This window comes from Lutibacter sp., from assembly GCF_021647475.1.
Lineage (GTDB): Bacteria > Bacteroidota > Bacteroidia > Flavobacteriales > Flavobacteriaceae > Lutibacter.
The window spans coordinates 1-11,849 of the sequence record NZ_JAKIUR010000070.1 but is presented as its reverse complement, the minus strand read 5'-3'; the positions used below and the strand labels follow the sequence as shown (position 1 = coordinate 11,849).

The following is an 11,849-nucleotide window of genomic DNA, read 5'->3' as shown; positions in this document are numbered from 1 at the left end:
TTAAGAATGGGGACTAATACAGGCAATAGACCTAAAATCTAGCGGCAGGCTAAGTTCACCCCATTCTTTTTTTGTAAAGTAAAAATACTTAATAAATAAGAAAATCTTTACTTTACAAATCTAAAGGACGGCAAGGCAGGTAATTTTTGATAAAAAAATGGTATCGAGAACATCTGTTTTTAAATAAAAAACCTATTCTCGATACTAATTTTAAGCCTAAAAAGGCTAAAATTCACTCGAATTGACGAAATTTTATCAAAATGCACAACGGGTTATTATATAAACACTTTTATAGGTAAGTATCAAAAATGGTATTTAAACTATGTTTTAATTAATTAGCTTTATTATTATCAACAATGTAATTCATCATTTTAATTAATAAATGAACTCTATCTTTACCTCTAACATTATGTTCATGCATTGGATACGTAAAATAATCTAATTGAACACCTTGTTTAACAGCTTCTTGTAATAAGGTTAAACTATGCTGAGGTACAACCGTTTTATCCACACTTCCATTAATAATTAATAATTTCCCATCTAAATTTTTAATGTAATTGTGAACACGAGCAGTTTTATAACCTTCAGGATTTTCTTGCGGAGTATCCATATAACGTTCTCCGTACATTACTTCATAATATTTCCAATCTGTTACTGGACCACCAGCAACCGCAGTTGTAAATACTCCAGGATGGCGTAACATTAAACTTAAAGTCATAAATCCACCAAAACTCCAACCATTAATTGCAATTCTATTGGCATCTACATAAGGTAATGTTTTTAAATAATCCACACCTTTTAATTGGTCATCCATTTCAATAGCTCCTAAATGTCGATGAATTACACTTTCAAAAGCAAATCCTCTATTTTCAGTTCCTCTGTTATCTAAAGTAAATACAATATAATTATCTAATGTAGAAAATGTGGTTGCCCATAAACGAGACCCAGCTAACCAAGAATTGGTTACCAATTGAGCATGAGGTCCACCATAAACATACACTAAAACCGGATATTTTTTTGAAGCATCAAAATTAGTGGGTTTGGTAATTTTACCGTATAAAACTGTTCCGTCATCTGCTTTTAGATTTACAAATTCTGTAGTTCCTAATTTATAATCTTTTAACGGATTTTCAGCTGTAAAAATGGTAGTAGATTTAGCGTTTTTTGTGTTAATTATTTGAGAAATTCTAGGTACATAAATACTACTATAAGAATCTAATACATAAGTTCCGTTACTATTTAAACTAGCATTATGAGTTCCTTTTTGTAACGTAAGTTTTGTAGTTTTTCCAGATTTTAAATTCACCTTAAAAACGTTCATTTCTCTTGGATCTTTGCCAGTTCCTTTGATAATTACATCTTTAGCATCAAAACCTAAAATACCTGTTACTACCCAATTAAAATTAGTAAGTTGTTTTATTAACTTTCCGTTAGTTGAATATTCATAAATATTCATAAAACCATTACGTTCACTTAAATACAAAAAATTTGTATTACTGTTTGGTAAAAACACCGCATCAAACTCAGGTTCCGCCCATTTATCATTAGTCTCATCAAAAATAGTAGTTACTTTTTCACCTGTTTTAATGTCATATTTATTATACCAAATATGGTTTTGATCTCTATTTACTTCAGCTAATAAAATATATTTTTCATCAGGTGTCCAAGTTAAATTGGTTAAATAATGTTCATCGGAAGTATCAATATTTAAGTAGAAAGTTTGTTTAGTCTGCATATTAAATATTCCAATTTTAGCTTTTTCACTTCCTTGACCTGCCATTGGATATTTAATACTTATTAAAGATGCAGGATAGGTGTCAATATTAACTAAAGGATAATTGGTTACGTTGCTTTCATCTTTTTGATAAAAGGCTAAAAAATTACCTTTTGGACTCCAAAAAGTCCCTTTTTTTATACCAAATTCATTTCTATGGATGGATTGACCTGCAACTATATTTTTATCGGTAAAATTAGTAACTGTAATTTTTGGGTTTGAAGTTGTAGCAACGTATAAATTATTGTCAATAGTATATGCCGAAGCTTTTGCTATGTTGTTAAACTCAATATTTTTACCAACGCTATCATTAGCTACACGATAGGTTTTAGTGTGATTTACATAATTATAAACCTCAAAAATATTTTTATTTTTAAAGGTAATTTCAGCATTAGTAATATTTAAAATTCTTGGGAAACGAGTTAAGTTCGGATAGTTTTTTTGAAGAGATTTTAACGTGATAAAACTGGTTTGATTTCCTTTTTTTACACTATTAATTACTAATTTATTTTCTTTTTGATATACATAATTATTGGAATTTTTAACCCATTGTAATTGTGTTAAACGAGTGGGATACAATCCTTTATAATAGCCTAAAACAGCATCGTTTAAGGTTAAGGTTTTTTCTTGAGAAAATCCAAAAAAACAAGAAGTGATAAATAAAATTAAATATATTTTTTTCATAATTATATGTATTTGTATTACAAAGTTACTTATTATTTACAGGGAAGTTATGATGTAAATCATTTTAGGGATTTAAATTTAACCGAGCCATAATTGGGTAATGGTCGGAGTACTTTACTTTAAAAGTTTTAAAATGATTGACAGCCATATTTTCATCAGCTAAAATAAAGTCAATTCGCATGGGAAATCCAAACCTATATGTGCTGCCAAAACCATTGCCAGCAATTTCAAAAGCATCTTTTTTATGTAGATTTAATTGATGATAAACCCACGAAAAAGCAGTGTTATTAAAATCGCCACAAATAATAGTTTTATAATGTGTTTTCTTTTGATGATTTAAAAGTAAATTAACCTGATCTACTTGTTTTTTAAAAGCTTTTTCAACTCTAATTTTAAGATTTTCCGCATTTTTTTTATTTATAACTTCTTTATGCGGATTTATTCTAAATGATTCTAAATGAATGTTATACACTCTAAAGGTGTCTTTATTTTTAATAACATCTATATAAATAGCATTGTTTCCTGTATTTTTAAAGTTTAAAGAACCTGTATTAGTAATTTTGTATTTTGAAAAAATAGCATCACCAATATTATTTTTATTATTATTACTTGTTTTAATATAATGATATGGGAATAAACTTATTAAATTATCATTGGTATGGTACTCTTGTAAACATAAAATATCAGGATTTTTATCTTTTACAAAATCATAAATTTTCTCACTAACATTATCTTTTTTAATCCATTTATATAAATTAAACATTCTAACATTATAACTCATTATTTTAATGTCTGAACTTAAAAAGGTTTTTTTGTTATTAAAACTGTAAAATTTAGATAATAATGGAAATCCTATTAAAAGTACGACTAAGGAAATTAAAATTTGCTTTTTTAATTTTATTAACCAATACAACACAAAAACAATATTAATAATAATTAAAACAGGAATGGATAAACTTAAAAATGATATTAATGAAATATTTTTTGGTGAAATAAAGTAACAAGAATAAGACAATAATAATAGCATTGCAAAAAATGAATTTACCAATGCAATTAATTTATCAAATAAAGAGAGGTTTTTCATCGTTATTTTTTTCCAGATCTAAACAAAAACTCTTTTTCTTCTTTAGATAAACTTTCATAGCCAGATTTACTTATTTTATCTAAAATATCATCAATTTTACGCTGTTTTGTTTTAGATACGTTATTTGCTTTTTTTCTTTTTGCAGACTTGTAAACCGTTTTTAATGGCTTTGATTTTTTATTCAGAATTAGGTTTGAAAAAAAGTTGATGATACTTTCAAACCAACCTCCAATATCATTACCAACTTCTAGTTGTTTTGCATATAAATACCCAAATGCAGCACCTGCTATATGTGCAAAAGCTGGACCATTATTAGGATTGCCTAATTGTAAAATACTCAATCCAACCCAAATAGCCACTAAAACCCATAATTCTACACTACCAATAAATCGTAAACGGATTGCGTATCTAGGAATTTTAGTTGCAATAGCTACAAAAATAGTGGAAACTGCTGCAGAAGCACCACCTAAAGGAGCTCCAATTTTACTAGAGAAATAATACTTTGCTAAAAAAGCTATTCCTCCAATAATAATTCCTAAAAAATAAAAGTTAATAAATTGTTTTTTAGTATAAAAATTTAAAAATAAATTACCTATATAATACAATACCAATAAGTTAGATAAAATATGAAATAACCGTTGATGAATAAATGCATAAGTAATTATAGTCCAAGGTTTATATAAAAAACTTTGAAAAGCTGCGGGTAAAGCAAACCAGTTAATTATAAAAGTTGTAAATAAAGCAGTTAGTAAAAATAAAAGAACATTAATGTAAATTATTTTTTCTACAATATTTGCTTTGTTGTATGCTAGTTTTATGTCGTTTAAAATGTTCAAATTAGTCCCACCGTTTAAATTGATTTCGTTTCCAATACCAAACAATTATAAATCCAATTAAAGCACCACCAACATGTGCCCAATGGGCAATGTTTGGACCTTCGCCAATAGTATATCCAGTTATTCCAAAAAATAAATCGCCTAAAATTATAAGAGGAATAAAATATTTTGCTGCAATTGGAATAGGAAAAAAGATAAGTGCCAATTTTGCGTTTGGAAATGCAAATCCAAAAGCAACTAAAACTCCATAAATAGCACCTGAAGCTCCTATTGCCGAAGAGTTATAAGCACTGTAAATTTTAGATAGTTCGCTTTTTGAAATATGCTCTAAAATTCTAGAATCATATTGACCATTAATTAGCAAATTATGAATATCAGAAGGTGAAACACCAATATTAGTTAAGTCTTCATAAACACTATGATATTGATAATAATTTGCAAGTGTGTAAACGGCAGCGGCTCCTAAACCTGCTGAAAAATAGAAAAATAAAAATTTATTTCTACCCCACATTTGTTCTAGTGGCGTACCAAATGCCCATAATGCATACATGTTAAAACCAATGTGCATTAAACCGCCGTGCATAAACATGTGAGTTAAAATTTGCCAAACCCTAAATTGAGGATTTAAAGGAAAATGTAGTGCAAACATATTTTGCAAATCAAAACCTACTAATTTTGGAGCAATAAATAATACAATGTTTATTATAATTAGGTGCTTTACAGCTTCGGTAATTCTTCCCATATTTTAAAATATACTAAAGATTAAAATTTTTATCAATTTCATCTAATTTTATGGTAACAAATGCTTTTTTACCATAAGGTGAAACATCTGGTTGTTTGCATAAAAATAGTTTATCTATTAATTCTTGTTGTTCTAATGTTGTTAAATATTGTCCAGTTTTAACGGCTAAACTTTTCGCCAAACTTTTTGCCATAACATCTAACTGACTAAAACTAGAATTTGGCACATCATTTTTTATATCTTCTAATAATTGCTCTAAAATAATACTAATTTGGCTTTCAATAATACTTGTTGGAATTCCTTTAACTACAATGGTATCTTCTAATATTTTATCAAATAAAAACCCGCAATTTTCTAAATCTTCCTTTATTTCTTTAATTAATTTAATTTCAGATTTACTAAAAGAAATTTCTAAAGGAAATAATAATTGTTGACTTAATGCACCTTCTACAGTAATTTTTTCTAGAAATTCTTCATATAAAATACGTTGGTGTGCTAAGTTTTGATGAATATAAACAATACCCGATTTAATATTGCAAATTATATATTTATGATGAATTTGAAAAGTTTGGTTACTAGAATTTTCATTTTTAAATAAGGTAGTATCTGCTAAAGAATTTTCAACAGAATTTTCATTTTTATTTATAGCATCATTATATAAACTTTCCCATTGAGTATGATTATCTTTTTTATAATGAAATTTATAATCTTTTTGAATATTGGTTTTAAAAGGATTAAAATCTGGATTTACTTCTATTTTTGGAGTTGAACTCGCTTTATTTTTAAAAGTATAAGGTGTATCAAAAGAAGCATCTCTATTAAAATCAATAACAGGAGCGATATTATATTGACCTAAACTATGTTTTATAGTGGCTCTAATTATAGCATAAATAGTTTTTTCATCTTCAAATTTTATTTCAGTTTTTGTAGGATGAATATTAATGTCAATACTATTAGTAGGCACTTTTAAGTATAAAAAATAAGTAGGTTGCAATCCGGGTGCTATTAAATTTTCAAAAGCACTTTGAACCGCATGATTTAGATACGGACTTTTTATAAATCGGTTGTTTACAAAAAAGAATTGTTCATCTCTTTTCTTTTTGGCAAATTCGGGTTTAGTTACAAAGCCTTCAATTTCAACTACTTCAGTTTTTTCATTTATAGGAACCAATTTTTCATTGGTTTTTTTTCCTAAAATAGCAACAATTCGTTGTCTTAAATTTCCTGAAGTTAAATTATAAACCTCACTATCATTATGGTAAAAAGAAAAAGTAATTGCTGGGTGAGCAAGTGCAACTCTTTGAAATTCATTAATAATATGTCGGGTTTCAACACTGTTAGATTTTAAAAAATTTCGTCTTGCAGGAATGTTGTAAAACAGATTTTTAACAGCAATGGAAGTCCCTTTTGAAAAAGCTATTGTTTCTTGATAAAGAACTTTATTGCCTTCTATTCTAATATGTGTACCTGACTGATTATCAGTTTGATTCGTTTTTAAATCAACTTGAGCAACGGCAGCAATTGAAGCTAAGGCTTCGCCTCTAAATCCTTTGGTATGCAAATTAAATAAGTCTTCGGCTTTTTTTATTTTAGAAGTTGCATGACGCTCAAAACATAACCGTGCATCGGTAATACTCATACCAAATCCATTATCAATTACTTGAATTAATATTTTACCAGCTTCTTTAATAATTAATTTAATAGAAGTAGCATTAGCATCAATTGCATTTTCAAGTAATTCTTTAACAACGGAAGCCGGACGTTGAACAACTTCACCTGCAGCTATTTGATTTGCTACATGGTCTGGGAGTAGTTGAATAATATCTGACATTAGAGCAATGTATGTAAATCAAAAATATAAGCAACAATACCAATTAAAATGGCGATAATAATAGCCATGCGTAAAATAGTAGCTCTATCTGAAGAGGTGTTTTTATTTCTTACCCAATTGTTTTTTAAATTAGTTCTGGTCAATTTAATCTGATTAACTTCTTCATTAGAAGCATTAGATTTACTATATTTTTTTTCTAATTGGCGTAAGCGTTCTTTCCGCTCATCGTAAAAGCGAGGTTTATAATCAAAAACATAATGAGCACGTGGCCTAAATAATTTGCCAAACATAATTTTTTATTAATTGATAAAAATCAAAATTACTTAATTCTTAAGTTGTGGTCAAGTTTTGTGAATAAGTAGGTTGTTAAATCTATCTTAAAGCTGCCATTTTAATAGCTGCTATAGCACATTCAACTCCTTTATTGCCAAGTTTACCTCCTGAGCGGTCTATAGATTGTTGTTTGGTATTATCAGTTAAAACACAAAAAATAATTGGAGTATCAAATAAAATATTTAAATCTTTTATACCTTGAGTAACGCCACTGCAAACAAAATCGAAATGTTTTGTTTCACCTTGAATAACATTTCCAATAGCAATAAGAGCATCAAAATGATTAGATTTAACTAATTTTTTACATCCATAAATAAGTTCAAAACTACCAGGAACATTTACACGTGTAATGTTAGATGAAAGTACTCCGTGATGTTCTAAGGTTTCTTTGGCTCCTTTAAATAAGTTTTCAGTGATATCAGGATTCCATTCAGAAACAACAATCCCAAACCGAAATTTATTCGCATTTGGGATGTTATTTTTGTTATAATCAGATAAGTTTGTGGTTGCCATTACATCTTATTTTTTAGATGCGTAGGTTGCTTTACTTATATAAAAATCAATATCTTTTGCCTCATTAGAATTAGGATAATCCTTTTTAATTCGTTTAAATACTTTTAATGCTTTATCAAATTTATTTAAATCCATAGCGGTATTACCTGCTTTAAATAAATATAAAGGAGTAGAAAATTCATTATCTTTTAAATTGGCTGCTTTTAAATAATAATTTAAAGCATCTTCTGGTTGATTAATATCTGAAAAAATATCTCCTATTACGCCCTTTGCAACTGGACCTAAAATTTCATCATCTGAAGAAAATTTTTCTAAATAATCAATAGCTTTTTGGTATTTTTTTAATTTATAGTAAGATATGCCGGCATAATAATCTGCTAAATTTCCAGCATTTGTACTGCTATATTCTTTAGCTATATCAATAAAACCATATTTACCATCTGCACCATTTAAACCTAAAGTGTATAAACTGTCGGCTGCAACATTATTTGTAATTGCTTTTTGAAAATATGCTTTTGGGTAAGCTAGTTCATCTGTAGCTTCTTTTTCTTGTGGTCCTTTAATATATTTTTGGTAACCTATAGTTCCTAAAATAACAACAACAACAAGAGCTAATAAAACAAATAGCATTTTCTCGTTTTTTTTAACCCATTTTTCAGATTTAGTAGCTGTTTCATCTAAAGCGTTAAAAACTTCAGCAGTTGTGGATTTATTTCCTGCAGAATTAGTTCCTTTTTTTAGTTTACTACCTGTTTTTTTATATGTTGCCATTTACTTGTGAAATTTGTAGGTGCAAAAATAGAATATTTAATTGAAAAGTAAAAATTCATTTCAAGCTAATTTATCATTTATTTTCAATAATTTTATCGGGCTAAAAGGATAAAATGAATTTAAAGAGAATAAACCTAATTAATTTCAAGAATTTTGAAACGCAATCTTTTGATTTTGAGGATAAAATAAATTGTTTTGTAGGAGATAATGGAGTAGGAAAAACTAATGTTTTAGATGCTATTTATTACTTATCTTTTGCAAAAAGTTATTTTAATTCGGTAGCTGTTCAAAATATAAACCATTTAAAAGATTTTTTTGTTATAGAAGGAACCTATCAAATGCAAGATAGGGAGGATACTATTGTCTGTAGTTTAAAACGAGGACATAAAAAAAGTATAAAACGAAATGGAAAAGTTTATGAAAAATTTTCTGATCATATCGGTTATTTGCCGTTGGTAATAATTTCACCAGCAGATAGAAATTTAATAACTGATGGCAGTGATATTAGAAGAAAATTTATTGATAACGTAATATCGCAATCCAATAAAAATTATTTGCAAAATGTTATAAAATATAATAAAGTACTCGCCCAGCGTAATGCATTATTAAAATATTTTGCATTAAATAGAACCTTTGATACTGTAAATTTAGATATTTATAATAATCAATTAAACTCTTATGGGACAATAATTTATGAGGAGCGAAAAGCATTTTTAAAAGAATTTATTCCTATTTTTACAAAACGTTATCAAGCAATTTCTAATAGTCGGGAATCTGTTAATTTAGTTTATAAAACCCAATTAGACGATGCTGATTTTTTAACATTGTTAGCAAATAACATTGAACGAGATAGAATACTTCAGTTTACTAGTGTTGGTATTCATAAAGATGATTTAAGTTTTGAAATAGATGGATATCCGGTTAAAAAGTTTGGTTCACAAGGACAACAAAAATCGTATTTAATTGCTTTAAAACTGGCACAATTTGATTTTATTAAAAAACAGTCGAAAATAAAACCTATTTTATTATTAGATGATATTTTTGATAAATTAGATGCAAACAGAGTTTCTAAAATTATTAATTTAGTAAACAGTGATGACTTTGGACAATTATTTATTAGCGATACGCATAAAGAAAGAACCGAAGAAATAGTAAAACAATCAAACCAATCTTATAAAATATTCGAATTATAATGGCAAAACGTCAAAACGAATTTTTCAAATTAAAAGATTTATTACCCGATGTTTATAAAGAAAATAAACTAACTAAAGGAATGCAACAGTTATTAGTTGAAGAAAAATGGGGAAGCATTATGGGTAAAGGTGTGGTTTCTTATACACAAAGTGTAACTTTAAATGGTAAAACGCTATATATAAAATTAAATTCTTCAGTTTTACGTGAAGAATTAAGCTATGGAAAGGAAAAAATTATTAAAATGTTGAATGAGGAATTAGGAGAAAAATTTATTTCTAAACTAATTTTAAATTAAAAAGAATCTATCTAAAAAGTGTAATTTTCGTCAACCTGAACTCGTTTCAGGTTCTCATAATCGTTAGTAATCAACAATGTAAGATTCTGAAACGAGTTCAGAATGACGGTTTCAAAGCTTTTTAGATAGATTCTTTTAAGGTACTTTAAAATAATTCTCTACCAGAAAAATGAAAAGCACCTTCAATGGCAGCGTTTTCATCGCTATCAGAACCGTGTACAGCATTTTCTCCCATAGATGAAGCATACAGTTTTCTAATAGTTCCTTCAGCAGCTTCTGCCGGATTTGTAGTGCCAATTAAAGCTCTAAAATCTTCTACAGCATTTTCTTTTTCTAATATAGCGGCAACAATTGGTCCGCGAGTCATAAATTCAACTAATTCTCCAAAAAATGGACGTTCTTTATGTATTGCGTAAAAATTTTCGGCATCATTCACGGTCATTTGAGTCATTTTCATAGTAACAATTCTAAAGCCAGCTGCGTTAATTTTTTCTAAAATCGCTCCTATATAACCTTTTTCAACAGCATCAGGTTTAAGCATTGTAAATGTTCTATTTGTAATCATAGTAAGTGTTCTAATTAATAAAATCGGGGCAAATATACTATTTTATACGTTAAAGTAATATTATTTAATATTTTTGAGTATAAGTAGCATAAAGTATATTGTTTTCTCCTCTAGTTTCCATAATTACTTTTTTATTCTTAAAATCGAATTTTAATAATCCGAAGTTTTTATAAGGAATAACTTTGCCAATTCTGTATGGATTTAATTCACTTTTAAAATTAGTATAAGAATGTGTTAAACCACTAGAAGTAAAATCTATTAATGGATAATTTAAGTTTTTAAACTCTTTTTTTGATAGTTCAGCTATATGTCTATCTCCTGAAAGTATAATCGCATTTTTAGTTTTGGTAACCGTAAGTAAATGAATTAACTTATCGTATTCGTGAGGCATATTTCCCCAACATTCAAACCCATGTTTGTCAGATAAAAATTGAATACTACTTGCTATTATAGTATAAGAAGCATTAGAATTTTCTAATTCATTTTGTAACCATTTCCATTGTGAATTTCCTAACATTGTACCTTGACCGTATTTATTGGGCTTGTACCTTTTTTTTGAAGTAGAATCAGGCGTTAATGGAGATCTAAAATAGCGAGTATCTAATAAAATAATTTTTATGTTGGTAGTGTCTATTTTAAAGGTTTTTGAATAATATACTCCTTTTCGTTTTCTTCTAACATCATTGGAAGGAACATTGTAAAAATCTAAATAAAGTTGTTGGGATGCTTCTTTTTTAGGATAATCTGCTCCACCATCATTTTCTCCATATTCATGATCGTCCCAAGTTTCTAACAGAGGTACTTTATTAATGAAATTTTTATAATCAGAGTTGTTTTTTTGTTTATCATAATTTTTTTTAAGATACTCCATGTTTTCGGTATCACTATAAATTATATCTCCTTCAAAAATAAATAATGAAGGTTTATTTTTTATAATTTCTTTCCATAATAAATTAGGTAAGTTTTGATTATTACAAGAACCAAAAGCTATGGTAAAATCACTATTTATATTTTTAGATAAAATAGTTACTGGTTTTTTATCATTTTTACATGATACTAATAATAAAAAAAACAGAAATAATTGTTTAATTAGAGTCATTTTACAGGGCAAACTCACACTTTTATTTTCAATATCCTTAATAAATAGTCTTCATCCCAAGCCGCTTTGAGTCTTTTGCTTTTAACCGACAGTTTTTTAGTTTGTTCATTTTTCAGGAGGTTCAAGGC

12 protein-coding genes are annotated in these 11,849 nt (G+C 27.6%); 2 read left to right on the top strand and 10 right to left on the bottom strand.

The annotated features are described in order from the left end of the window. Positions 1-331: 331 nt before the first annotated feature. The 8 genes from L3J60_RS12390 to L3J60_RS12355 form a co-directional block, all read right to left on the bottom strand. Positions 332-2,458, bottom strand: a complete 2,127-nt coding sequence (locus L3J60_RS12390) for a DPP IV N-terminal domain-containing protein (protein WP_291975873.1) — start codon at positions 2,456-2,458, stop codon at positions 332-334. Positions 2,459-2,522: 64 nt separating this feature from the next. After that, positions 2,523-3,542 (bottom strand): endonuclease/exonuclease/phosphatase family protein, encoded by a 1,020-nt coding sequence (locus tag L3J60_RS12385; RefSeq protein ID WP_291975872.1) that lies wholly within the window; start codon positions 3,540-3,542, stop codon positions 2,523-2,525. Between the two features lie 2 nt (positions 3,543-3,544). Continuing rightward, on the bottom strand, positions 3,545-4,378 hold the full coding sequence (locus L3J60_RS12380) for a rhomboid family intramembrane serine protease (RefSeq protein WP_291975871.1): 834 nt from the start codon (positions 4,376-4,378) through the stop codon (positions 3,545-3,547). 1 nt (position 4,379) lies between these two features. Further along, positions 4,380-5,120 carry a rhomboid family intramembrane serine protease gene (locus L3J60_RS12375; RefSeq protein WP_291975870.1) on the bottom strand — a complete coding sequence of 247 codons (741 nt, stop codon included), beginning with the start codon at positions 5,118-5,120 and terminating at the stop codon, positions 4,380-4,382. Positions 5,121-5,133: 13 nt separating this feature from the next. Next, on the bottom strand, positions 5,134-6,951 hold the full coding sequence (gene mutL, locus L3J60_RS12370; protein WP_291975869.1) for a DNA mismatch repair endonuclease MutL: 1,818 nt from the start codon (positions 6,949-6,951) through the stop codon (positions 5,134-5,136). Next, positions 6,951-7,241 (bottom strand): hypothetical protein, encoded by a 291-nt coding sequence (locus L3J60_RS12365; RefSeq protein WP_291975868.1) that lies wholly within the window; start codon positions 7,239-7,241, stop codon positions 6,951-6,953. The genes mutL and L3J60_RS12365 overlap by 1 nt, the downstream gene beginning before the upstream one ends. Before the next feature lie 82 nt (positions 7,242-7,323). Then, positions 7,324-7,797, bottom strand: a complete 474-nt coding sequence (gene ribH / locus L3J60_RS12360; RefSeq protein ID WP_291975867.1) for a 6,7-dimethyl-8-ribityllumazine synthase — start codon at positions 7,795-7,797, stop codon at positions 7,324-7,326. A gap of 6 nt (positions 7,798-7,803) precedes the next feature. Next, the gene (locus tag L3J60_RS12355; protein ID WP_291975866.1) at positions 7,804-8,568 is read right to left on the bottom strand and encodes a tetratricopeptide repeat protein; all 765 of its coding nucleotides are present in this window, start codon (positions 8,566-8,568) and stop codon (positions 7,804-7,806) included. A gap of 113 nt (positions 8,569-8,681) precedes the next feature. Here L3J60_RS12355 and L3J60_RS12350 point away from each other — a divergent pair, with 113 nt between their 5' ends. Then, a complete protein-coding gene (locus tag L3J60_RS12350) occupies positions 8,682-9,761 on the top strand; it encodes a DNA replication/repair protein RecF (protein WP_291975865.1) in 1,080 nt (359 codons plus the stop codon). Continuing rightward, positions 9,761-10,057: a DUF721 domain-containing protein gene (locus L3J60_RS12345; RefSeq protein ID WP_291975864.1), complete on the top strand. Its 297-nt coding sequence runs from the start codon at positions 9,761-9,763 to the stop codon at positions 10,055-10,057. Before L3J60_RS12350 ends, L3J60_RS12345 begins: the two co-directional genes overlap by 1 nt. Positions 10,058-10,202: 145 nt before the next feature. On the opposite strand, the gene L3J60_RS12340 is transcribed toward L3J60_RS12345, so the two are convergent. Both L3J60_RS12340 and L3J60_RS12335 read right to left on the bottom strand, forming a co-directional pair. Further along, positions 10,203-10,622 carry a nucleoside-diphosphate kinase gene (locus L3J60_RS12340; protein WP_291975863.1) on the bottom strand — a complete coding sequence of 140 codons (420 nt, stop codon included), beginning with the start codon at positions 10,620-10,622 and terminating at the stop codon, positions 10,203-10,205. 64 nt (positions 10,623-10,686) lie between these two features. After that, positions 10,687-11,721 carry an alkaline phosphatase D family protein gene (locus L3J60_RS12335; RefSeq protein WP_291975862.1) on the bottom strand — a complete coding sequence of 345 codons (1,035 nt, stop codon included), beginning with the start codon at positions 11,719-11,721 and terminating at the stop codon, positions 10,687-10,689. Positions 11,722-11,849 lie beyond the last annotated feature (128 nt).

Bases quoted from the DNA above. Each gene is read 5' to 3' on its own strand.
- L3J60_RS12390 (WP_291975873.1), bottom strand. From the start codon at position 2,458: ATGAAAAAAATATATTTAATTTTATTTATCACTTCTTGTTTTTTTGGA.
- L3J60_RS12385 (WP_291975872.1), bottom strand. From the start codon at position 3,542: ATGAAAAACCTCTCTTTATTTGATAAATTAATTGCATTGGTAAATTCA.
- L3J60_RS12375 (WP_291975870.1), bottom strand. From the start codon at position 5,120: ATGGGAAGAATTACCGAAGCTGTAAAGCACCTAATTATAATAAACATT.
- mutL (WP_291975869.1), bottom strand. From the start codon at position 6,951: ATGTCAGATATTATTCAACTACTCCCAGACCATGTAGCAAATCAAATA.
- L3J60_RS12365 (WP_291975868.1), bottom strand. From the start codon at position 7,241: ATGTTTGGCAAATTATTTAGGCCACGTGCTCATTATGTTTTTGATTAT.
- ribH (WP_291975867.1), bottom strand. From the start codon at position 7,797: ATGGCAACCACAAACTTATCTGATTATAACAAAAATAACATCCCAAAT.
- L3J60_RS12355 (WP_291975866.1), bottom strand. From the start codon at position 8,568: ATGGCAACATATAAAAAAACAGGTAGTAAACTAAAAAAAGGAACTAAT.
- L3J60_RS12350 (WP_291975865.1), top strand. From the start codon at position 8,682: ATGAATTTAAAGAGAATAAACCTAATTAATTTCAAGAATTTTGAAACG.
- L3J60_RS12345 (WP_291975864.1), top strand. From the start codon at position 9,761: ATGGCAAAACGTCAAAACGAATTTTTCAAATTAAAAGATTTATTACCC.
- L3J60_RS12340 (WP_291975863.1), bottom strand. From the start codon at position 10,622: ATGATTACAAATAGAACATTTACAATGCTTAAACCTGATGCTGTTGAA.
- L3J60_RS12335 (WP_291975862.1), bottom strand. From the start codon at position 11,721: ATGACTCTAATTAAACAATTATTTCTGTTTTTTTTATTATTAGTATCA.